28 protein-coding genes and 1 pseudogene are annotated in these 21,776 nt (G+C 42.8%); 7 read left to right on the forward strand and 22 right to left on the reverse strand.

Annotated features, from left to right (window positions below):
- Nucleotides 1-168: 168 nt before the first annotated feature.
- Together ACRC6Q_RS09315 and ACRC6Q_RS09320 are read right to left on the reverse strand one after the other, a co-directional pair.
- Nucleotides 169-585: a hypothetical protein gene (locus ACRC6Q_RS09315; RefSeq protein ID WP_431466384.1), complete on the reverse strand. Its 417-nt coding sequence runs from the start codon at nt 583-585 to the stop codon at nt 169-171.
- Nucleotides 552-674 (reverse strand): annotated as a pseudogene (locus tag ACRC6Q_RS09320) (hypothetical protein); the annotation flags it as partial. The gene ACRC6Q_RS09315 and the pseudogene ACRC6Q_RS09320, both read right to left, overlap by 34 nt.
- A gap of 348 nt (nt 675-1,022) precedes the next feature.
- Between ACRC6Q_RS09320 and ACRC6Q_RS09325 the strand changes: the two are divergent.
- Nucleotides 1,023-1,256, forward strand: coding sequence for a DUF3953 domain-containing protein (locus ACRC6Q_RS09325; protein ID WP_431466385.1), 234 nt, complete (start codon nt 1,023-1,025; stop codon nt 1,254-1,256).
- A gap of 207 nt (nt 1,257-1,463) precedes the next feature.
- Here ACRC6Q_RS09325 and ACRC6Q_RS09330 read toward each other — a convergent pair whose 3' ends face one another.
- The 9 genes from ACRC6Q_RS09330 to ACRC6Q_RS09370 form a co-directional block, all read right to left on the reverse strand.
- The gene (locus tag ACRC6Q_RS09330) at nt 1,464-2,099 is read right to left on the reverse strand and encodes a DUF4181 domain-containing protein (protein ID WP_431466386.1); all 636 of its coding nucleotides are present in this window, start codon (nt 2,097-2,099) and stop codon (nt 1,464-1,466) included.
- Between the two features lie 554 nt (nt 2,100-2,653).
- Nucleotides 2,654-3,421, reverse strand: coding sequence for a hypothetical protein (locus ACRC6Q_RS09335; protein WP_431466387.1), 768 nt, complete (start codon nt 3,419-3,421; stop codon nt 2,654-2,656).
- Nucleotides 3,422-3,550: 129 nt separating this feature from the next.
- Nucleotides 3,551-4,012 (reverse strand): hypothetical protein, encoded by a 462-nt coding sequence (locus tag ACRC6Q_RS09340; RefSeq protein WP_431466388.1) that lies wholly within the window; start codon nt 4,010-4,012, stop codon nt 3,551-3,553.
- Nucleotides 4,013-4,121: 109 nt separating this feature from the next.
- Entirely contained in the window at nt 4,122-4,568 is a 447-nt protein-coding gene (locus ACRC6Q_RS09345; protein ID WP_431466389.1) for a hypothetical protein, read from the reverse strand.
- 72 nt (nt 4,569-4,640) lie between these two features.
- Nucleotides 4,641-5,042: a hypothetical protein gene (locus ACRC6Q_RS09350; protein WP_431466390.1), complete on the reverse strand. Its 402-nt coding sequence runs from the start codon at nt 5,040-5,042 to the stop codon at nt 4,641-4,643.
- A 43-nt stretch (nt 5,043-5,085) separates the two neighbouring features.
- Complete coding sequence (locus tag ACRC6Q_RS09355; RefSeq protein ID WP_431466391.1) at nt 5,086-5,322, reverse strand: hypothetical protein; 237 nt, start codon at nt 5,320-5,322, stop codon at nt 5,086-5,088.
- Between the two features lie 2 nt (nt 5,323-5,324).
- Nucleotides 5,325-5,522: a hypothetical protein gene (locus ACRC6Q_RS09360; protein ID WP_431466392.1), complete on the reverse strand. Its 198-nt coding sequence runs from the start codon at nt 5,520-5,522 to the stop codon at nt 5,325-5,327.
- Nucleotides 5,523-5,758: 236 nt separating this feature from the next.
- The gene (locus ACRC6Q_RS09365; RefSeq protein ID WP_431466393.1) at nt 5,759-6,166 is read right to left on the reverse strand and encodes a hypothetical protein; all 408 of its coding nucleotides are present in this window, start codon (nt 6,164-6,166) and stop codon (nt 5,759-5,761) included.
- Between the two features lie 226 nt (nt 6,167-6,392).
- On the reverse strand, nt 6,393-6,884 hold the full coding sequence (locus ACRC6Q_RS09370) for an Imm26 family immunity protein (protein WP_431466394.1): 492 nt from the start codon (nt 6,882-6,884) through the stop codon (nt 6,393-6,395).
- Between the two features lie 444 nt (nt 6,885-7,328).
- Here ACRC6Q_RS09370 and ACRC6Q_RS09375 point away from each other — a divergent pair, with 444 nt between their 5' ends.
- A complete protein-coding gene (locus ACRC6Q_RS09375; RefSeq protein WP_431466395.1) occupies nt 7,329-8,468 on the forward strand; it encodes a zinc-dependent alcohol dehydrogenase in 1,140 nt (379 codons plus the stop codon).
- 804 nt (nt 8,469-9,272) lie between these two features.
- Here ACRC6Q_RS09375 and ACRC6Q_RS09380 read toward each other — a convergent pair.
- A complete protein-coding gene (locus tag ACRC6Q_RS09380) occupies nt 9,273-9,707 on the reverse strand; it encodes an Rrf2 family transcriptional regulator (RefSeq protein ID WP_431466396.1) in 435 nt (144 codons plus the stop codon).
- A gap of 197 nt (nt 9,708-9,904) precedes the next feature.
- Here ACRC6Q_RS09380 and ACRC6Q_RS09385 point away from each other — a divergent pair, with 197 nt between their 5' ends.
- On the forward strand, nt 9,905-10,774 hold the full coding sequence (locus tag ACRC6Q_RS09385) for an SDR family oxidoreductase (RefSeq protein ID WP_431466397.1): 870 nt from the start codon (nt 9,905-9,907) through the stop codon (nt 10,772-10,774).
- Between the two features lie 648 nt (nt 10,775-11,422).
- On the opposite strand, the gene ACRC6Q_RS09390 is transcribed toward ACRC6Q_RS09385, so the two are convergent.
- The 7 genes from ACRC6Q_RS09390 to ACRC6Q_RS09420 form a co-directional block, all read right to left on the reverse strand.
- Entirely contained in the window at nt 11,423-12,640 is a 1,218-nt protein-coding gene (locus ACRC6Q_RS09390) for a Bcr/CflA family efflux MFS transporter (RefSeq protein ID WP_431466398.1), read from the reverse strand.
- A 92-nt stretch (nt 12,641-12,732) separates the two neighbouring features.
- Entirely contained in the window at nt 12,733-14,538 is a 1,806-nt protein-coding gene (locus ACRC6Q_RS09395) for an SMP-30/gluconolactonase/LRE family protein (protein ID WP_431466399.1), read from the reverse strand.
- 59 nt (nt 14,539-14,597) lie between these two features.
- Nucleotides 14,598-15,134, reverse strand: a complete 537-nt coding sequence (locus tag ACRC6Q_RS09400) for a dihydrofolate reductase family protein (RefSeq protein WP_431466400.1) — start codon at nt 15,132-15,134, stop codon at nt 14,598-14,600.
- Nucleotides 15,110-15,658, reverse strand: coding sequence for a hypothetical protein (locus tag ACRC6Q_RS09405; RefSeq protein WP_431466401.1), 549 nt, complete (start codon nt 15,656-15,658; stop codon nt 15,110-15,112). The genes ACRC6Q_RS09400 and ACRC6Q_RS09405 overlap by 25 nt, the downstream gene beginning before the upstream one ends.
- A gap of 329 nt (nt 15,659-15,987) precedes the next feature.
- On the reverse strand, nt 15,988-16,446 hold the full coding sequence (locus ACRC6Q_RS09410; protein ID WP_431466402.1) for an NUDIX domain-containing protein: 459 nt from the start codon (nt 16,444-16,446) through the stop codon (nt 15,988-15,990).
- Nucleotides 16,447-16,496: 50 nt separating this feature from the next.
- A complete protein-coding gene (locus ACRC6Q_RS09415; RefSeq protein ID WP_431466403.1) occupies nt 16,497-16,646 on the reverse strand; it encodes a hypothetical protein in 150 nt (49 codons plus the stop codon).
- A 36-nt stretch (nt 16,647-16,682) separates the two neighbouring features.
- On the reverse strand, nt 16,683-17,123 hold the full coding sequence (locus tag ACRC6Q_RS09420; RefSeq protein WP_431466404.1) for an ASCH domain-containing protein: 441 nt from the start codon (nt 17,121-17,123) through the stop codon (nt 16,683-16,685).
- Between the two features lie 98 nt (nt 17,124-17,221).
- On the opposite strand from ACRC6Q_RS09420, the gene ACRC6Q_RS09425 reads away from it, so the two are divergent.
- Nucleotides 17,222-17,461, forward strand: coding sequence for a DUF3658 domain-containing protein (locus ACRC6Q_RS09425; protein ID WP_431466405.1), 240 nt, complete (start codon nt 17,222-17,224; stop codon nt 17,459-17,461).
- Nucleotides 17,458-17,535 carry a hypothetical protein gene (locus tag ACRC6Q_RS09430; protein ID WP_431466550.1) on the forward strand — a complete coding sequence of 26 codons (78 nt, stop codon included), beginning with the start codon at nt 17,458-17,460 and terminating at the stop codon, nt 17,533-17,535. The genes ACRC6Q_RS09425 and ACRC6Q_RS09430 overlap by 4 nt, the downstream gene beginning before the upstream one ends.
- A 16-nt stretch (nt 17,536-17,551) precedes the next feature.
- Here ACRC6Q_RS09430 and ACRC6Q_RS09435 read toward each other — a convergent pair whose 3' ends face one another.
- The gene (locus tag ACRC6Q_RS09435) at nt 17,552-17,770 is read right to left on the reverse strand and encodes a hypothetical protein (protein ID WP_431466406.1); all 219 of its coding nucleotides are present in this window, start codon (nt 17,768-17,770) and stop codon (nt 17,552-17,554) included.
- Nucleotides 17,771-18,043: 273 nt separating this feature from the next.
- Here ACRC6Q_RS09435 and ACRC6Q_RS09440 point away from each other — a divergent pair, with 273 nt between their 5' ends.
- Nucleotides 18,044-19,249, forward strand: a complete 1,206-nt coding sequence (locus ACRC6Q_RS09440; RefSeq protein ID WP_431466407.1) for an MFS transporter — start codon at nt 18,044-18,046, stop codon at nt 19,247-19,249.
- Nucleotides 19,250-19,466: 217 nt separating this feature from the next.
- Here the strand turns inward: ACRC6Q_RS09440 and ACRC6Q_RS09445 are convergent, their stop codons facing one another.
- Complete coding sequence (locus tag ACRC6Q_RS09445) at nt 19,467-19,823, reverse strand: hypothetical protein (RefSeq protein ID WP_431466408.1); 357 nt, start codon at nt 19,821-19,823, stop codon at nt 19,467-19,469.
- 73 nt (nt 19,824-19,896) lie between these two features.
- Between ACRC6Q_RS09445 and ACRC6Q_RS09450 the strand changes: the two genes are divergently transcribed.
- Nucleotides 19,897-20,061 (forward strand): hypothetical protein, encoded by a 165-nt coding sequence (locus ACRC6Q_RS09450; protein WP_431466409.1) that lies wholly within the window; start codon nt 19,897-19,899, stop codon nt 20,059-20,061.
- A gap of 115 nt (nt 20,062-20,176) precedes the next feature.
- On the opposite strand, the gene ACRC6Q_RS09455 is transcribed toward ACRC6Q_RS09450, so the two are convergent.
- Complete coding sequence (locus ACRC6Q_RS09455; protein WP_431466410.1) at nt 20,177-21,769, reverse strand: long-chain-fatty-acid--CoA ligase; 1,593 nt, start codon at nt 21,767-21,769, stop codon at nt 20,177-20,179.
- Between the last annotated feature and the right edge of the window lie 7 nt (nt 21,770-21,776).

A 21,776-nucleotide genomic window follows, 5' to 3' on the forward strand; every position in this document is an offset into this window, starting at 1 on the left:
CAAGCTACTAATTTCTTGAAGGGCTTGGGCATTAATAACAATAAACCATAGAATCCCGATGGCTAAGAGATAAAGTAAGACATTAGGTATGATCCAAATCATTTTTAATCCCATATTCTTCATATTCCTATTCATCTCCATTTTATGTTGAATGTAACTTAACTGCACTTAAGTTATATTCAATTCCTCTAAATCAGTGCCTTTTATTCGTTTCAGATCCTGGCTCATAAACTTCGCATGTCTTTTAGGAGCGTTATCGTCCCAGGTTCGCTTTTTACTTGCTGTGAGGGCGATTCTGCACTCGTTATCTTTGGTTGCTCGGACGGAAGGGGCATCAAGTGGCTGCACACTGCCCTTAAGTGTTTTCACTTCCTCCAAAATTTGTCCGTTTTGCTCTTCTTGCTTTTGAATGCTTTGCGCCATTCGATCGATTGTCTGTTGTTGGTGTTGTATCATCCGCTGCAGACGCTCCTCAAGTGTCATTTCATTTATTGCCGCTTTGTGACGTTCCGTATCACCTTGTATCCCTTCAGAAAGCCTAGCTCGGCCCGCTACGCTTTCCGTTTTAGGCCATAAAAACCGCATGCACTGTCTTCCAAAGTCATTCCGCTGCTATCCTTGAGCGTTATGAACTTCCGTAAAGCCATGAGGTCTGTATCGCTGTACAAACGATGACCCTGGGCATTTTTTTAAAAGATATACTCACTTTGTTCGAGTAATAACGAATACTAGCAGAGCGTTGACGGTTTGATGTTGAGGACAGTTACAGTATCTTCCGGTGCACGAAAGGTCATCGCTGATGGCTTCCTATTCTTTTATCGTAAAGGACTAGAACTCATTTTGACAGCTTAATTTTTCACCTGCCTGCCTGCAAAAATCCGAAGACAATATTCTTTTTTCTAATGATATTTTTGAAGATTTTCGAAATCTTGTGTTCAAGATAGTCAAAATACTTTAAAGTAAATAATGGGAAATATTCCTAAAAATATTCATAAAGAACGACATAAGGAGGAATAAGTCTCTTGTTAACGGTTTTGCATATTTTATTTGGAGTACTTACGTTTGGATTGGCTATTTTTTCATTAATCACAAAGAACTTCGAATACCGACACTTTATGTTGCTCTCTATGAGTTTGATGTTGTTGGTAATGGGAATCAAAGAGTTTCGAAAAGAGAAAAAAACAACTGCCTACTCTTTGATTTTCGCCTCTGTCTTTGCACTAGTTGTAGCCATTCAAGGATTTGTATTGTTTTAGAATACAAAAGTGAGAGAGACGAAATGAGAAAAAGAGCATCAGACTCTCTAAGAGTAAGTGAAGCAGTTTACATACCACGAGGTTATCAGAAGTAATTAAACAGAAAGAAGATGCTATTAACTCAGCATCTTCTTTCTGTTTAATTATAGGGCTTCCGGTAATCTCATGATATGTAAACCTATTGCCATGCGGTTTGCGCTTCCATTGTCACTCCACCGTCACTTCCGCAGCAAGAGAATACGAAAAGTCAGCGGGCAGATCGAACGGCATCACACGCACCAAATCTCCCTCCTTCAATTCTTCATACGCCTCCACTTTTCCCTTGAAAACCGTGGCATCCGTCAAATGCACTTCCTCGACAGATGAATCGTCCCAAAAGCCAGTTGACACCCTTTCCACAGTAAAACTTGTTTCCGCTTTTTCAGTCACGACACCCTCAATGATTCCTAAAAAGAATGAACTTGATTGGATCAGCAAGGCAACCGCAACGAGCAAGACAAACATTTCACTTAAGATGAAAAGGGATTGCTTCGGGTGCTTGGAAGCTTTCCACTCAAAGTATGCCTCCACTGCATAAGTCAGAATGATAAATACAATGAGATAGACGAGCATGTAAACAATTGAATTCTCTTCGACAATGACATAAAACAACGTTGCCACCCCTGCAATCAACAAGATCCCCCGCACAAACCAGTCCACTTTCAAGTGAGTTTGATTCACATAATTATTCGAAAAGAACTTCTTCTTCCGCGGCTCAATCTTCAGCCACTTCTTGAGAGCGAATTTGATGATGGCGTTCACTGCGTACACGATGAATAGGAACAGTAATATCTTAAACCACATATTGCGGACCTCCCTCCACTTACTTTTGCTGAATAACCAAAAGAACTCCTTAGGTTGAAAATAGAATGGGAGTACTTCCTTGTTTTTTCACTGGATAGAAGCAGGAAAACACCGCCTCTTCCTATAATATTACCTTACCATTCGCAGAACATTCGGATTTTTTATTTTTCGTTATATCTAGCTCTCCCTTCAAACGGTTATAAAAACATCAGTTCATATTAATATCCGCTACTTTAAAAACCTGCAACAAACCTCCAGAGAATATGACCGTTCGTAAAAATACACTTCTCCAAGCAAAAAGGGAAGAAACCTTAATTGGGTTCCTTCCCTTCTGATAACTTTACGATATGTAAACTTAGATTCTTTAAAAACACGATTTTATAACCATATAGAATAGCCTTTTGAATGTATCATTTTTTCTAGCAAATCCATTCTTATCTCTCACTCTTCGAAGATTACTGAAATAAAGGTTTTGAATGTAACTTACTTAGACATAAGTTACATTCAGAATGGGATTTGTGATTCTATTACTCTTGGTTTTCTATTAGCTTACCTTACGAATAACGATCCAGTACTGGTTTAACCCCCCGTACTTCCTGTTCCGAAACAGTCATAAATAAATACTCATGGCGAGAAAAAATTGCTCTGGTCTTGTAGGTGAACGCTCCAGGATATTCCGAAAGTTTTCCCGTTGTGTTAAATTCCCATATCAGCAGCTTGTTTTCTTCAAGAAACACCCCGAATTCATAGGTAAGGGCAAACGCAATAATATTACCCGTAAGGAAAGGAACATCCATTGTTCTTTCTCGATTTAGCTCCGCATCTAAGAAGAACAGTTCATTGGTGTCCATACCAAAACTAAGGCAAGCATAAGGTTTGTAACGAGCAAAAAGCGTGTCATATACCAGCTGATTTTGGAGAGCGATATCGTAGTAGGATTCTGGATCTTGAAATGGCGCAGCGTAATTTAATCGGTTTTTGCCGAGTTTCTTGCCGAACACGCCTTCATCGCCATAAATACAGAGAACGCCATGTCGATAAGGGAATAATTCAAAGATATCATTGCCGACTTCACATTCAAAAATACATTCCCCTGTCAGTGTATAAAAAGATAAGGTCGTGTGGTTCAAGAGGCAAAAGTGGTCTTTGGTGAACCGAATCTTCCAATGTCCAGTTGGGCCAGTAAAAATCGTTTTGCCGTTTAACTGGACACTATTTTCACCCTTCCCTTTCAAGAGAACGATCACCTGGTCTTTTTTGCAATCGGCATCAATAATTGGCCACTGGGTACTTCTAAAAAGCGTTTCTTCTTTCAAATACATCAAGATCATTCCCTTCAATTTAGGAATTAGACAGCGCAGTTTCAGTATTTTCTTCTGTTTTTATAGGTACCATCATTGGTTCTGAATGTAACTTAATTGCTATTAAGTTACATTCAGAATTCACATTACTTACAAGTTTTCTTCATTGCTAATTACGCCATATCGTTGCTCTTTGCCCATCCATTGGCTAACATCGCGCCAGTGGAGCTCTTTAGCAGAGATCCAGCTTACAGGATGAAGAAACGGGTGATTAATTTGCCATTCTTCGTCCTCTGCCCAATAGAATTGTCCTTCTTCTAGTACTAGTTTTGCTCCATAGATGATTGAGTCCTGGTCTTCTGAACGTGGTTGTATATGAAAGTGAGTGACCCCTTTAAAGAGCAATTCGATGGCCGAGGGATCTCGGTCTTGTCTTTGGAATAAAATACGGACGCATGTATCTAGATTGACCGACATACTCATGGAGAGGTCTTCATCAACGAAAGTCTCCGTCGACATATAAAGTTCTTTCAAACAGCTGTCGTGAAATCCTCCGAAGAGATCCATGAAATTTTCAATGTCTGTAGAGCTATTAATCTTATTCCAATTCATTACATCCCATCCTTTTTAGCAGCATGATTAATTACCGCGTGAATACCCATTTTCTAATGTTTTGAATGTAACTTAATTCACAATAAGTTACATTCACTTCCCATCGTTCTCAATCGCTTTCAAAGCGTATTATTTTTCTTTTTTTTTTCGTATCTTCGTCTTCTTGCCAAAAAGCTGGACCTGTTACATCCGATAACCAAAACAAAACATCCTGTTCATGATTCTCGGGCTTTAAGTTGCTAATGGGCCCGGGATTAAAGGCGTAATCCCCTTGTTGAATTTTTTCTTCCCTTACGTAGTCTTTGAAATGGTAAGCTCCATATCCTTGTACTGTATTTGTTCCTTCTGGTTGAGGAGATTCTTCTCGAATCGACGTATGAACCTCTGCTAAATAGCTAAAGAATCTGGACAGTGAAAGATATCCTTCCGAATTTCCAACAAATGAAACGCCAACTTCATCGATTTTGATTTCCATTTTTGCTTTTTTTGAAAAATATGGATTGAAATCGTAAAATATTTCTTTCTCTTTTTTTACTTTCTTCTTTTTTTTCGCCATGTCATCTACACTCCTTGATTGCTTTTCATAGATTTGAATGTAACTTTTCTGCACATAAGTTACATTCAAAACCTAGTCTTTGCCCCAAAATTTCCACTTGGATTTTGCCGGGGCATTTTTCAATTGATCCAGGTCATTTTGTAGCTGCTGGACAATAGCCAAAAGCTGTTCTTCTCGTTCCTGGCTCTTTTTAAGTTCATTTTTCATCTCCATAAGAACTTCTTTATGATTCACCGGATCTGGCAATTGATTTTTCGGCTGCTGTTGCATGAGTTGCTGCAGCTCGCTGATTTTCTGGTTCTGGCCCATCAGCAATTCGACAATTTGATTAAGAGACTGCGGAGCAACCACTAAATCCGTGTCGATCCGTTTCACTTCTCCCCCGAACCGGTCTAATAATTTAGCTTTAACTTCTTCAAAATCGGTTCGCTTGATTCCCTTCGCTTGCTGTATTTGAATGGTTTCGGCAATCAAGTTAAGGAGTCATAAGACGAAGAAGTTTCATTCTCACTTTTCCTTATCTTTCTAAATGATTAATCCATTGAATTGAAACCGTCTCCACCCATTCTTTGAAGGTTCTGCAATTAGTGATTTGATAAAGTGTATATTCTGGATAGTTTTTATATGGAGTAATGAAATCGGAAAAAAGATCAGAAGCATACATCAGAACCTTTCCAGTTTGCTTATGATACATCGTGACCTTTCCATTTGCTTCAAAAGCAAACGAATTAAAGTCTTCCGGTTCTATTTCCATTTCTACTTTATCTTGCTTCCATAGTTAAATTCTGTGATTCTTGCTTTTTTAAGCAGATCCGTCATGGCAGGAAACGCCACTTCAAATTCTCTGGAACACTCAAATGCTTTTTCTTTTAACAGATTGATTTTATTGCTATCAGTAAATACCCACAGCACTTCCTCCAAAAAATCTGCCAAGTCTCTAGTCAATTCATTCATCCCTTAATCAACTTCCATCAAAGTTATCTGTATTCATGAATCGGTCTTTTCGCAAAAGAATCCTTCCAAGTAGCAGCCTTTAATACCTCCTAAAAGAATGAGGAAGCTATATGGAATTTCAGCTACCATTTCACCAGTCCTATCTTTGGCTATGTACATACTATCTTACCAATTTGTTACTTTGAGTACGATATTCTTTTATCAGACCGCCAATAAGTTCTGATATGTAAACCAAGTTAAATATTTCTTTCATAATAAGTTAGCTCAAAATAGCCGTATTCACTTTCCTCTAAAAAAAGTATTTGGTTCAAGTCGATTGAAAATACGAACCAATGCAAGAGCCCATCCTTTGAGAGATCTTCAACCATCTTATCCGCATGCCGAATCAATTCACTTTTATTAAACTGAACGAGGAAACTGTCTGTACTAAAGTAAAGCACTGTCCCTAATTTCTCGCTGGCAGAGAAAATTTGACCAATCTGTTTTCGGAGGGATTCTAGGCTAACTTCTTTAATTCTTTCTATTACTCTCCCCTGGTTTATTTTGTTCCATATTTCCTCATCCGCATTAGAGGCAAGAAGTTGGTGTGGCGGATAATTATTTGATTCAAGCATCTGTAAAAATTGCTTTTGTCTTTGAACCACTTTTAATTCATCTATTCTGTACGTCTGTCATCATTCATCGCCAATTCTCCTTTGCCTGGTTCTCCTTGTAACCGATTTTTTAAATTATACTGAGTGGTAACTGAGACATCCAGAGATATTTGGAAATAAAACCGTTCGTAAAAGTACAAGTTTCCATGGAAAAGAAGGAAAAAGCTCTAATGACTTTTCCCTTCCAATAATCTGATGAGATGTAATTGGCAACACCTCAGTCATTTTCTTCGATTCTTAGTTCTTCATTAGCAAGCCTAGTTTCAGCAAGTACTTTTATGAACGAGTACCCCCAAGTAGAGAATACATCATACTTTTCCGATTCTTCTTTTGAGGCTGGTCCAATCACTTTATAACCTCGCATTAACAGACAATCCTCCGCAAACATTACCTGGGATTTAAAGAAGAATGGCTTAATATTATCTTCTGTAAGCGGTAAATTACCTAAAATCATTCCGTTTAATCCTGTTTCATGCACGGTTTTGATATGGACGCTTCCTTGGGCCAACACTTTACAACCTTTTATATCATCTGCTAAAGGAGGTGCATCGCCAATCCAATCCATTAAACCTGTAAGGAAACCTGTTCTACTATCAGGTTCGATTGCTATTACTCTTCCGCAAGCGAATGTTCCATTCTCTAAAGGAATAGCCCAGAATTGCCCGGGCAACAAAAAACGATTAGATTTTGGTCTAAAAGGATATTCCATGGAGCTTTACCCTCTCTTTCATCAAGTTTAGGAAGTAACACTTAATACGTAAAAATATTTCTTCTAATCTACCTATACCTCAGAAAGAGTTCAATTGCCAGTGAGACTAGAACCGTTCGTAAAAAGTACAATTTTACGAACAAAAGGAAGGAAAGAAGCAATCTTTTTCGCGTCCTACCTTCCTATAAGCCCTCATATGTAAACTGAAACACTCTCATTTTAAAAGTCCAAGGCAAACTTTCAAAAGATAATCTTTTAATTTTTTCTCTTCTCCTTCACCATAGAAAAACACCCGAAAAGTTTGATTTTAACTCTAATCTTATAAGAAATAGCCCCTAAGAATATTCTATCCCTACCGCTTTTAAATTTTGATGTTTTTTTGTGTTTTATAATAAATAAAAGGGATAATATTAAGAATATTATGAACAAAGGGAGGAGACAAGTATGAAGGCAGTTACCTTTCAAGGTACAAAGGACATGAAAGTCAAGGAAGTAGAAGACCCTAAACTCCAGGAAAATGAGGATATTATTGTGCGAATTACTTCTACAGCCATTTGCGGTTCGGATTTGCATATTTACCAAGGCGCTTTGCCGGCAAAAAAAGACTATGTCGTCGGCCATGAACCAATGGGGATCGTTGAGGAAGTCGGACCGGATGTGACAAAAGTGAAAAAAGGCGACCGCGTCGTCTTGCCTTTTAACATCAGCTGTGGACATTGCTTTTATTGCAACCATGAGATGGAAAGCCAGTGCGATAATTCAAATCGCAACCCACATTACGACACAGGCGGTTACTTTGGTTTTACGGATCGCTACGGCGATTACCAAGGTGGTCAAGCCGAATATCTACGTGTACCTTATGGCAACTTCATGCCCTTAGTCATTCCGGAATCAGCAGAGCTGGAAGATGAATCGGTCCTGTTTTTGTCGGATGTCCTTCCGACGGCTTGGTGGAGCGTTGACAATTCCGGCGTCAAGCCAGGAGATACTGTAGTCGTACTCGGCTGCGGGCCGGTTGGTTTGATGACGCAAAAGTTTGCCTGGATGAAAGGGGCTAAGCGGGTTATTGCGGTTGACGAACTTCCCTACCGCATGGAACGCGCAAAAAAGATCAACAATGTGGAGATAATCGATTTTACAAAGCATGATGATACGGGGGCATTTATCCACGAACTTACAAAAGGCGGCGCTCAAGTGGTCATTGACTGTGTGGGAATGGACGGCAAAAAAACCCCTGCCGAAGCGATTCAGCAAAAATTGATGCTGCAAGGCGGAACGCTTAGTGCCATCAATATCGCCAAAGACGCGGTCAGCAAATTCGGGACCATTCAATTGACAGGCGTTTATGGAATGAACTACAACCAATTCCCGTTAGGCAATCTGTTCGAGCGCAATTTAACGATGAAGATGGGGCAAGCACCGGTCATCCATTACATGCCGATGCTGTTCGAAAAAATCAAAAACGGGGAATTCGATCCGCGCGAAATCATTTCGCATATCTTGCCATTGGAACAAGCGAGTGAGGCATATAAAATTTTCAACGATCGCTTGGATGAGTGTACAAAAGTGGTCTTAAAACCGTAACAAAAGATTAGCATTGTTTTGGACTAAACGCTCCAGACTATCGGGGCGTTTCGTCTTTTTGTTTGGTGCGCTTGGACTTAGAATAAGTAAAAGGGTGAAACAAGGAACAAGTTTTTCAATATAAATGCACGCGTAAGCATCAGTAATTAGCTTTTGCACCGCTTCAAAATGAAGGTTAACCAACCTCCTGCTTCTATTTTACGGAAAAAAATTCATTTAATGGTGAAGTTACAACGCGGATAATCTTTCTTCCCGTCTTTTTTATCGCATAAAAATTCATTGTAAAGCATCTTTCCAACTAGTTTTTTAAGAAACTCAAAATAAACACCCACAAAATGACAAAGACAACATCCGGATCAGATTGGGACAAAAATCCGATTAAAAACCAATAATTCCATCAACTTTTTCAGCTATAAAATTCGTGTCATTAAAATGATCAAAGAATTCTTTAGGCAGTTTGTCAGACATTCTTCCACAATCCCACTTCATATTAACATAATCAAAAATCCCCTTTCAGACAAGCTTGCCTGCCAATTAGCTGCATAACTGGAACCGAGATAGTATCACTCACTATCTGCGCTTCATTGCACCTTCGCAATAAAACACCTTCGCATTTTCAAATAGCGAAGGTGTTTTTAGTACAACAAATTTATCATATTGATTTATCGACCCTACATGGGAATGTCGCCATTATAGGCTACTGAAAGAGCAATACCTTGAGGCACACATGAAAATATAGATCTAAACTATTGCTATAGGCTGGTTGAAGGACAAGGAGAAAAGGCATTTCCCTGGAAGTCTCGTCTACCCAGTAGCTTCTTTAGCAGCAATATCCTTTACAATATCTTCTAATGTAACATTTCTTAAAACCTTCTCCATTGCCCCTTGCGCTGCTGCAAATACTGGTTCAATTGTATGCTGGATGTTCCTGCCTACGGGACATTCGGGCTGTGGATTTTCATGTATGTTAAACAATTCTTTCTCCTGGACCACATTTACCGCTTTATAAACATCGAATAGGGTAATATCAGACAAAGTCTTTGCAAGTTTTGCTCCTGCAATGCCTGGATGCACCTCGATCAAACCGGCTTTTTTTAGCATACCCATGAGTTTTCTTATCACCGCTGGATTTGTGTTTACGCTTGAAGCCAAAAAATCAGAAGACGTTACCCCTTCTTTATTGAATTCTATCAGGGTCAATATATGAATTCCGACAGCAAACCGGCTGCTGATGGACATGTTCAGTCACCACCTTTATTACTTCTATATAATATATCTAATATCATGTAATTGATTTAGTTACAAGTTTATTGTATCAAATTACAGGCAAAAAACAAATATCGCCAAACCTGTTGACACTACGGTTACAAGTAACTAATATGAATACATGTAATGATCATCGTTACATCCAAATTAATCTTAAGGGGGATTATAAAATGAAAGTATTAGTTACAGGCGCAACAGGGAAATTAGGTTCGAAGGTTGTGGAATCATTATTGAAAACCCTGCCTGCCAATGAGCTGGCGGTAAGTGTGCGTAGCGCAGAGAAAGCAGAAAACCTACGTACCCGTGGAGTAGAAGTTCGCCAAGGAAGTTTTGACCATCCAGATACTTTGGATGAGGCATTTAAAGGCATTGACCGCTTATTAATTATCTCTGCGGATGGCGACAATGAAACGAGAATCCGCCAGCATACAAACGCGGTTCTAGCAGCTGAACGAGCAGGAGTAAAATTTATTGCCTACACAAGCTTGGCCAATGCTACAGAGAGCGAAAATCTTATGGCTCCGCCCCATGTCGCAACAGAAGCGGCCATTATTAAGACCGGTATCCCCTACTCTTTCTTGCGCAACAACTGGTATTTTGAAAACGAAATCGGAAGCATTCAAGGTGTCCTAGCAGGAGCTCCATGGGTCACTTCTGCCGGAAAAGGCAAAGTGGGCTGGGCATTGCAACAAGATTACGCAGATGCAGCGGCAGCGGTTTTGGTTGGGAACGGCCACGAAAATACAGTGTACGAACTTTCAGGCCCTCTTTTAACTCAAGAAGAATTGGCATCTGCTCTTGGTGATATACTGGATAAAGAAGTACCTGTACAACAAGTGAGTGACGAAAAATATGCAGAGATTATGAGAGGCTTAGGTTTACCCGATTTTGTGATTCCGATTGTTGTGGGAATTCAAGAAAGCATCCGGAACGGTTCACTTGAAGTGGAAAGCAATGATTTCGAGAAACTTCTTGGCCGCCCCTTAGCGGTCAAGAAATCACTGAACCAACTTGTTAATGCAATTTCCCAAACAAAATAAAGATAAAAAATCGGTTTAAAGTGGTTAGGCTTCCATGAAAGCCTTAGGAGATCTCTGCGAAAATCCGTTACCTCATATAGTCGCTTTTCGAATCTAAACAAGTTCCTATCCTATACAAGAGACAATAAGACACAAAAAGCTGAGGCATTCTGCAAAGAATGTCTTTTTTTTTTTGCTAAAATTGGTCTAACTAAATCCTTTATTTTGTTTATTTTATTGCATCCGACATCCAATTAACTGCTTTCTTCGCTTCTAGTAATCATTCTCGGGTTAATATAGTTTAATTTCTATCCATTCTCAATTGTTCTTAGGGACGTAATTAGAACCGTTCGTAAAAGTGTACTTTTACGAACGGTTTAAAAAGGTTTAAAAAAAGTTAAAAACAATGTTCGTACACATGCTAAAACACTTTACGAACGTTCACGAATTTGCATGCACTTTTACGAACGCTTTACAGATGAATTTTGGAAATAAATCGTCTTCTGAGATTGATTTAGAAGATTCATCTAATTTTTGATTCATAGTTTAAGCCTGTAAAAGCAAGTAAAGAGATATCGATTAAATTAGTAAAAAACAGGAGTGGAAGAAATCTCTTCCGCTCCTGTTTCAATTCAACAAACCGCGTACTTGGGGTTGTCTATCTAACCCTTATTTTTTATTCACAGCTACTTTCTGCTTGTGTCCGGTCAGTCCGAAAAAGGCCAGCATGCCAAGGACTGACGTGCCAAATAGGATGGCGCCCATCGGAACAGCCGAGGTTTCATTGATACCGACAAGCGGTGATACGAGAGCCCCGATGACCAACGGCAGCATGCCGACAACCGCACTGGCACTTCCCGCCCGGTGTTTCTGGCCTCTCATCGCCAGGGTGAACGAACTGGTGAAGATCATTCCGATTGCGATCATGTAGATGAAGATCGACGTCACCAGTGAAGCGAGCGGCCCCTCGATGATCGTCATGACCAACAAGACGAAGGTGGCACTGGCTGCAACTATGACTGCGCCCTGTAAGAGCCGGTGCTCAGAAACGATGCCGCCGAATTTGCCGATGATAAAGCTTCCGATGATCATCGCGATGCCGTTGATGCCGAACAGCACACTGAAAGTTTGAGGCGAAACGCCGTAAATCTCCTGATAGACGAACGGCGTCCCGGCGACATAAGCGAAACTGCCGCCGTGAACCAACCCGACCACCAGGGCATAGCCAATAAAGGGGCGCGCTTTAAACAGGCTTCCCATCGTCCGGACGGAGTGTCCGATTGAACTGGGCATGCGGTCTTTCGGTGGCAAAGTCTCCGGCAGGCGGAAGATGACGACGATGACCATGATGACACCAAGCAAACCGAGGAAATAAAAGATGGTTTCCCAGCCCGCAAACGGCAATGCCAAAATGCCACCGCCCGCAATTGGAGCGGCCATTGGTGCTACAGCGTTGATGACCATGAGCAATGCGAAGAATTTCGTCATTTCACGGCCGGTAAAGATGTCGCTGACCACGGCTCTGGAAAGGACCACACCACCTGATGCGGTGAATCCTTGCAAAAAGCGTGCGGCGATCAACGTTTCGATGTTCGGGGCCACCGCGCAAAGTACGGACGACAGTGCAAACAGAATGACCGAGATGATCAACGGTTTGCGCCTGCCGACCGCATCACTAAACGGTCCGACGACGATTTGCCCTGCCGCAAGTCCAATCAGGCAGGCCGTTAAGCTCAGCTGAACGAGCGAGACGTGTGCGTCCAATTCGTCTGCGATCGCTGGAAATGCCGGCAGATACATATCGATATTCAGCGGAGCCAGTATGCCCAGCATGCTGAGGATCAGGGCCAGGCCGAGACGCTTTTTTCCTGTGGGGTTTTGCAACATTTTGAGAAAACACCTTTCATTTCTAAATAAATCCTTATTAACTATACAATATTCCGGCGAAAGGTGTAATGCTCAATGGAAAACAATCCGTTTCAAAGCAGAATTTCTTCATCTGTTTTCAACGGAAGCCACTCAGCTTTGGGTTGATTTCTAGTTTTTTCAGGCATAAGTTCCACAGCGAGCAGTGCATGCTCTTCAATACTGGCGAAATACAGCAAGCCGCCCGATTCCACAACTCCGGTGACGGCGTGATAATCAATGCTTGAACTTTGGAGATCAAGCAGGCATTTTCCCTGTTCATCGAAAAGCATGGCCCAGGCTGTTTTAGCGCCTTTTGGCTGCAGGCGTTCAGGCACCCGCCACAACAGCTTCCGCAAAAACGCGGGCGCCGTACCCAGACTGTCAAGTAGAGGGTTGCGGTTCGTCATCATGGCCACCCAAAACGTGCCATCGCTCAGGCGAGAGATATTATCTGGGAACCCCGGCAGATTAGCCGCCAGGATTTCCCTCTTTCCGGCATTGCGTCCTTGTATCCATAACCGGTTAAGCCGGTAGCCATCTGTCTCAGCAAAGATCACGGCTTGTTCATCATTTGACAGCGTGATGCCGTTGGCGAAATGCAAACCTTCGAGGACCACTTCGACGCGTCCCTCTGGATCACGCCGGAACAGCCGACCGGATGCCCGGTGTTCCATCAAGGCGCCTGTATACTGCTCAAAGTCATAGCGGCTGCTGGATTCCGTGAACCAAATCGTCCCATCCCCTGCAGCTGTAGCATTGGAACAAAAACGCAGCGGAACTCCGTCGACATACTGAACCAGCGTTTCAATCACACCTGTCTCCGGATCTAGACGGAGCAGACCTTTCTGGGCGTCGCATATCAGCAGATGCCCGTCCGGCAGAACTTCAAGGCCTAAAGGGCGGCCGCCCGTATCACCGATCGTTTCCTCCAGATGCCGCTCCATGTCGATGCGCAAAATGCGTCCATCTTCCACGCCGCAGATCAATCGCCCCTGTCCATCAACGACAACATCTTCCGGTCCGTAGCCGCTGAGCGGAATGCGCCAGGAACGCTGGAAAGGTGTCCGGCTGGATTTGTGTGCGGCACGCGGTGGTGCAGGCGGCAGTTTCCGTCTCACCGGCTCCAGTGCTTGTTTTGGTTCAGGTTTAATTTGCGGAAGCGTCGGCCGCCCGGATTTCGTGAATACATAGGATGCCGCAACGGAATAGGCATGAATAGCCGCACAATGTTTTTCCTGTTCCTTCTTTGTTTCCAGAAAAGCGGATGAATCAAGTGCTTTCCGGAATGCAGGAGCATCCGCCGCACCAAGAACGAGCATTGCTTCATAATTACCCATAGATGCATTCCGTTTCTTCTCGGATGTCTCGAACAATTGATAACGGACTTCCGAAAAACTGGGCACAGCTGCAATCGCAGGAGCCAGACTGTTTTGGATGAATGACTGGAAATCACGCAGCCGGACGGATGGTTTCCTGCGGATCAGCACGATTTTCCGGTAAGTTGCTTGTGAATGGCAGGTTGGATGACGCAGCATTCGGCTGTTTTTCAGGCGAGCCTTATAGAGCGCCCTATCGGCGAATATAGTTTTGCCGTAAATGCCCGTTAGTTTCCAGTACCGTTTGGCTGCGGCTGTTTTCAATACATACTCTTCCATTCCATCGATTCGGTATCGCGGCTGGACCACTGTTTCAACTCCAGAGAGTACTGGCCAATATCCAGGCTGATTCTTGCAGAAATGATGCTGCCGGTATTCCAGCACGCCGTTAATCCGCGCTGCTTTTTGTGCATAAGAATCACGCCAGGCATCCATTCCCTGTTCATGCAGAAAATCTCCGCGCAAATAAATCAATGCTGTCCTTGCTTCAATTTTTCGCATGCCATTCACTTCCATTCTATTTGTATGAGGATAGCCGCATGAATGAATAAAAACTGATATTAGTTGGGCTTCTGAATGATTTTATACCAAATTTCAACTTGCTGGTTGTCCACGTATGTCCGGATCTTTTCCAATTGAATCTCGAGATCTTCCAAATGCTCGAAAAAGCGCGTCCCTTCTCCCAAGAGCACCGGCGCGAAACAGATCTGCAGCTCATCAGCCAGATTGGCCCGAAGCAGTTGCTGACTGACATTCGCTCCCAACACCAGAACATCTTTGCCGTTTGCTGCGGTCTTCGCCTGGCTGATGGCCGATTCAATGCCATCGGTCACAAAAGTGATGGACAGTTTGTCGTTTTCTTTTGGGTGTTTTTCCGGTGGATGATGGGTCAGCACAAACAATGGCACCTGAAACTCATAATGGTCGGCGTAGCCATCCGGATCGCTGGCCATGTCGAAGCTATTGCGTCCCATGACGACAGCCCCGGGAAATTCATAATGCGGCTGATAACTCTCATAGAGCTTGTCTATTTTGCCGTGGCGGTCATTGACGAATCCATCAAGTGATACAATCATGCCAAAATACACTTTTGCCATCTTGATTCCTCTCCATTCATTTCTCGGATAAAGTTCTGTACGTCATTCAAGTCTTTTGAATCCTTGGAAATCACAATAAATTCATCAGTATCCACCGTCAGCAAGTAGCGATTATTGTAAAAGCCGATATAAGAAGGTTTTTTCCCTCGCGCGATAGATCGAATGTAGGCAAGAACATCGCTTGGTGCAATGTCTTGTACCGTTGCGTAACTCAAGCGGAAATCATCATGATCCTGTTTAAGAACAAGGTCTTCACGCCAATTCCGGATACGAATCGTCTGATGCAGAGCTTTCTTCTCAAAACATGTGAAGCGCTTGCTGTTGTCAGATGAGTAACTTTTAAAAAAAGTAACATCGATCCGTGACTCGTCACCAAATAAGAGTCGAATGAACGCCTGCTGAAATGAAGCCTTTCCTTTTATTTGGTTAAAAGAAATGGCCAATCGCCGTTCTTCATTTACTTGAAAATAAGGACTTTGCTCAGCTGAAAACACGACAGAAAACTCTTTTTCAATTCTCTCCATTCATTGTATTTCCCCTTCCTATAACATGGCTTACACTGATGCACATCGAGATCTTCACTTGACCATACCTGTTTTTTCACTTTTATAAGCCAAAATGGAATAGGAATAACTTTTCTTTCTCCAGTTGGTGGTTTTAGGTATCCTATTCTCTTTTTGGTGTTGATTTTTTTGTATTTATCATCAGTTTTTACACTTTTGCTGATTTTCTTGCTTGCGGTTTTAAATTTTGTAATAAATCCTTAAGTAGTTTATTACATTTATATCTAAAAACACCTGAGTAATAGAAACTCAAAACAATGGAACGCCTCAACTCTTCAGGTGCAGCTTATTTAATTAATATCGCCCAAATAGACCCTGTTTTGTTTGCCATCTTCAAACTCTTGTATATATTTCCGCAAATCTTTTGGATAGATTCGATACTCCAGTAAATGTTCGACTGCTACCCACTCTATTCCAACTTGATGGCTGTCAGGATTTGTTGGCCTAGTTGCTTGTTCACTTTTAAGCTGGCAGACAAAATAAGTCTCGATTTGGTGAACATGGCGATCAAATTCTACATGCTCATGATTTTTTCCGATGTACTCACGGAGATGAAGCAACTCTCCGACTTCCACCTGATGACCGATTTCTTCCAGGCATTCTCTTTTTACTGTCTCCGGCAAGGTTTCTCCATGTTCTTGCCCGCCGCCCGGAAACAAGTAAAAGAACCCTTCATCATCTACATTTTTAGTCAGCAGTACTTTAGAACTTTTCAAAATAACTGCTTTGGCTGAATTCCGTATAAGCATTCTTCACTTTCCTTTCCAGTTCTTTTCAAATGAAATCCACTAACGGCAGCTCATGATCTATTAGTCAAAGCTTTTATCAACTCATCCATGCGCAATGCAATATATACCAATGCCATTGCTGCGATGGATTGCCAGATTTCACCGAAAAAGACACCCATAATCGCCCCAAAGCCGATGCATGTCGCTAATGTCTTATCCATCACGATTCCCCCTATTAGATATGGCTACTTGAAAGTTTATTTGTAGACAAGCTCGAATCGCTCACAAACAAGTAAAAGATCCTCTGAGTAGCTTAAGCCATATGCTTTTAGTTCTTGGCTAAAAAACTGTTGATGAACCGTCCACCAGTAGTCGTAGTCTCCTTCACCTTCTGCCAATGCGAATTCTTCCGGCACTTCATTCATCGGAATCAGTGATACGCTTGTTACGCGGATGATGGCAACAGGCATTTTTTTTGAATTCAGCACGATACTGTATTGCCCGGCTTGAGGCACCACTTCCCCCTCCAATTCATACAGTACGTGAGCTGAACAGGTAGCTGTTTTCTTACCTGCTATAACGAGCTCAGCCAACTGATCCGCATCTGCTCCAAATTGAAAAGCATCAACCTCTATCGGCAATTTTTGATTATGACTTGAGCGATATTCATTCCAATAATTAATGACTTGATGATTCAACCTAAAAACCTTCTTTCATTCCTCATCCTATTCACCCCCTATTATTTTTTAGCAAATGAATAGAATTCACTTTTTTATCTAGCAGTTCAACCTATGCAATGGCTGACGGAAAGAACTTGCTTCACAGCACCAGCCAGGTCCGTACCTGGAAAAATGGAGAAATTATAGAAGAAGCCGAAACCCGTGACGACGCATTTATCATCGATTGCATAAAAGGACAGGTTGCAGAATCTGTCGATAGTGAATATGTAGACGCCATCCGGGTAATTGGTGAAGCATACGCCTGTCTGAGCAGCCAATCTCTGATTCATGGATCGATTACCGAATCCGCTCCTTGATTCAGGACGGACAAGTAAGCTTTAAAGGCGACCTTCAATCAATGAGATCTTACAAAATTAAGCACATCTATTAATCGGGTCTGATCCGCTTTAAATACGCTGATCAGGTTTTTTTAATTGATCTAGCCGCTCAGTGATCCCGACCAATTGGTTGAGTACCAAGATTAGGAATGTAATAATGACAATCGCAAATGCATAAAGAATAACTTTATCGCTGTCACTGACCGTAAAAATCAATAACGTCAATATCAGATAAAATCCAATAATGGTTAGCAAGATCATGCTTGATAAGCGGATAACCGTTTTCATATGCCCAGCCTCCTTGCTGTAAATTCTTTCACTATCCTTAACTATTACAAGAAGGTGAATAAATCCTTTCTTCAACTATATCCATTTTTTTCTTAACAAGCCATTTATTTTCCAAATTATTAGCGTATAATGGGAATAATCAAACATCTTGGTGAACTTCAATCCCCCGAAGATCATCATTCCCGGAAAGGAACATCTTTCATGACCACTTGTCCGATTTAGCTCATCCCTTTTAGAAGTCATTTACCAATTGAACTTTTGGGGGATTTTATAATGAAATTTAATAGGAACTTCAAGTTGCTGCTGACTGGGCAGTCTCTTGCCAATATCGGCGATGTGCTTTACATCGTCAGCATTATTTACCTGATTTTTGAGCTGACCGGCTCTACCGCCGCTGCTGCTTTCGTGCCTTTCACCATTACAGGCGCAATGTTCATTTCGAACGCATTGACGCCTTTACTGATGGAGCGGTTCAACTTGAAATGGCTGCTTGCCGGTTCGCAAATCGGAAAAACAGGCCTGTTGGTGGGGCTCGCTTTCTTCATGCCACAGCTTTCGCTGGACAATTATATGTGGTTGTTTTTGATCATCAGTTTGGTAGCATTGCTTGATGGTTGTGCGAATCCCGTCACCCGATCGCTTATCCCGGTCTATGTGAAAAATGAACTACTGTTGAAAGCCAATGGAATAACCGAAACCGTGACACAACTGATTCAGACCGCCATGTGGTTTGTCGGCAGTTCGCTATTGGTCTGGCTGACAGCAAATGAATTGATCTGGATTACCGCCGGTTTGTTTTTCCTGTCCAGCATCTTGTTAAGCGGGTTGGAGAGAGCCGATTTCACACCATCCAGCAAGCAGGGCAAATGGCAGCAAATCAGCAGCGGCTGGAAAACCGTTTCCGCCTCTCCTGTGCTGAAACGAATTGCTTTGATGGATGTACTGGAAACGATCGCAGGTACAGTATGGATCGCCGCAATCCTTTATGTATTCGTCAGCGAAGCGCTGAAGCTCGAAGAGATGTGGTGGGGCTTTATCAACGGCTCCTTCTTCCTGGGATTGATTGCCGGCAGCCTTTTCTGCCTTTGGTTCTCCGATTGGATTGAACAGAATCTCAGCCTTTTTATCGTCTTCGGAGCGGTCTCCACTAGCTTGGTAACTTTCCTTTTTGGACTGAACGCTGTTCCGGTGCTGGCGCTGCTGCTTTCTGTTCTGGTCGGCATTTTCAGCCAAATCAAGAACATTCCGCAGCAGACCATCGTCCAGACGAGCGTCCCGAAAGACCGGCTGCCGACAGTATTTACGACAATGGGTGCAATCGGAACCGGGACATTCGGCGTCTCCTCTCTATTGATGGGGATACTGGCTGATGCAATCGGCATCCGTTCCGTCTTTATCTTATCGGGTCTATTGCTCGCACTAGTCAGCTTAATCGCCTATCGCAGCAGACACCATTTTCGGAAAACGATAGAGCAATAATCAAACGTGAAAAAAGGGGGTCAGCGGAGACATCCGTTGACCTCCTTTTCTTTATGCTCACAAGACATTACAAACCATGAATGTCACATGAATAGCAAACCGACCACCTAACCATTTCAACAGGCTCTAACACCTGAGATAAATCAGATCTACGTTTCATATTCAAAAGGAAAAGAATTATTCATGAGTTGTTTTATTCTATTTATTCATTTTCTATTCATTCAAACCGAACTAACTCTGGATCTAACGCAATGAAATGCGCCATCCAGCAATCCGATTTTTCTGTGCCTATTTCATGGTTTTTCAGACAAAGGCGGTTCCTTCCATCCAGTCCATCCATGCCGCAGCAGCCATTCAGTCGACTGCTGTTTGAATGGCGCTTTGAATTGACTAGATCTTTAAGGTTAATGATGATGGCATCTCTAAGGTCCAGGTGCATTTTATTGTCGTCAATAATGTAAAACCCTTCGGGAATATAATCTTGGCCATCGTCATGGCTCAGCAGGCTGGTGTCTGGCAATTCCCTTACTTCTTTTGAAATTTCCAGTTGGCACGTACGGCAAATCAGCTTCATATGGATTCACTCCTCGTTTTTATTGGCCCATTTTAAAGCTGGACAAATTCGCTTTATGGAAGGATGAAAAACCATGCTCTATTTCCTGTTAACCACATGCGTTGTTTTTACAGCCATTTTATTGATCCATGTTGCATTCAGTATGCTTCTCGGTATCAACCAAGAATACCGTTGGGTAAAGTCTTCTGTCATCAGCTTGGTATTTACGCTGATTTTCGTGGCAATCCTGGGCTTTTAACTTTATAGCAAACACTCTTTTATTCGGCTAAAGCATCTTTCAAGTAGCGGTTATAAAAAACGTCCGTAGAATGCCTCTCAGCATTTTACGGACGTTTCGCGTTTATCTACTCAGATCAATTCACTTTCTTCGGGCCGCTCCAGTACATTTCGCGCAAACGGAATTTCTGCAGTTTGCCGGTTGCGGTCTTCGGAAGCTCCTCGACGAATTCGATGGATTTCGGTGACTTGAAATGCGCCATATTGTCGCGTGTGTAAGCGATGATCTCCTGTTCGGTGATAGTCGCCTCAGCATGCAGGACGATGATCGCTTTCGGCACTTCTCCCCACTTCTCATCAGGCACAGCGATGACAGCCACTTCTAAGACATCCGGATGCTTATATAGCACGCCTTCGATTTCCGTAGAAGAGATGTTTTCGCCTCCGGAAATGATCATGTCCTTGATGCGGTCCTGAATCTCGATATAACCGTCCGGGTAGGTCACAGCCAGATCGCCTGTATAGAACCAGCCGTCACGGATCGCTTCAGCTGTTTTTTCGGGATCTTTGTAATAGCCGCTCATGACAACATTGCCCCGGGTGATGATTTCGCCCAGTTCCTTGCCGTTCCATGCGACTTCTTTGCCGTCTTCCTGGTTGACAACTTTGGTTTCGCCGTTAAATGCCAGCTCGATTCCTTGGCGCGCTTTGATGGTTGCCTGTTCATCCGGCGTCTTCTCGTCAAATTCCTTTTTCCATTCATTATACAGAATGAATGGCGACGTTTCTGTCAAACCATAGACATGCATCATATTCAATCCAAGCAGTTCCTGCGCTTTGCCGATCAATGCAGCAGCAGGCGGGGCGCCGGCTGTCCCCATCCGCGGATTGGTGGTGATGTTGATGGTTTTCGCTTTCGGTTCATTGACCAGCATATTGACGACGGTCGGTGCTCCGCATAACACGGAGATTTTATGTGTTTCAAACAGTTCCAAAATCAGCGGCGGATCGACTTTTCGCAGGCAGACATGCGTGCCGCCCGCTGCGGTGATCGCCCAGACGCCGCCCCAGCCATTGGCATGGAACATCGGCAGCGTATGCAGATAGACATCGTCATGCTCTACTTTCAGATGATACAAGAAGTTCGCTGCATTGAGGTAATTACTGCGATGCGTCAGCATGACGCCTTTCGGATTGGAAGTCGTGCCGCTCGTGTAGTTCAGCGTCAGCATTTGATTTTCATCGATTCTCACTTCAGGAAGCACAGCGTCGCTGTCCACTAGAATAAAATCCTCATAGGAAATCCCATTGATCTTCGATTCATGCCCGTCCACTTCCACGACGATGAATTTCTCGATCGGCAGCTTGTCCTGGATCTCTTCAATCAGCTTGCCGAATTCCGCATCGACGATCAATGTTTTCGCGTCGCTGTGATTGATGATGTATTCCAGGTCTTTGGCGGTCAGGCGGTAATTGAGTGGCACCATGACCGCACCGATTTGGCAGATGCCATAAAAGCATTCCAGCATATAATGGGTGTTCGGCAGCATGACCGCTACATGGTCACCTTGTTGGATACCCGCATTGTGCAAAGCGAACGCCAGCTGGTCAGTCCGATTTCCGAACTCTTTGTATGTAAACGTTTTCTCTTCATCGATGACGGCCACTTTCTCTGGGTAATACTTGATGGCCCTGCGTTTCCAGTCGAGCGGTGTTAATGGTGCAATCATATCTCTC

Source organism: Planococcus sp. SE5232 (assembly GCF_050686535.1).
Lineage (GTDB): Bacteria > Bacillota > Bacilli > Bacillales_A > Planococcaceae > Planococcus.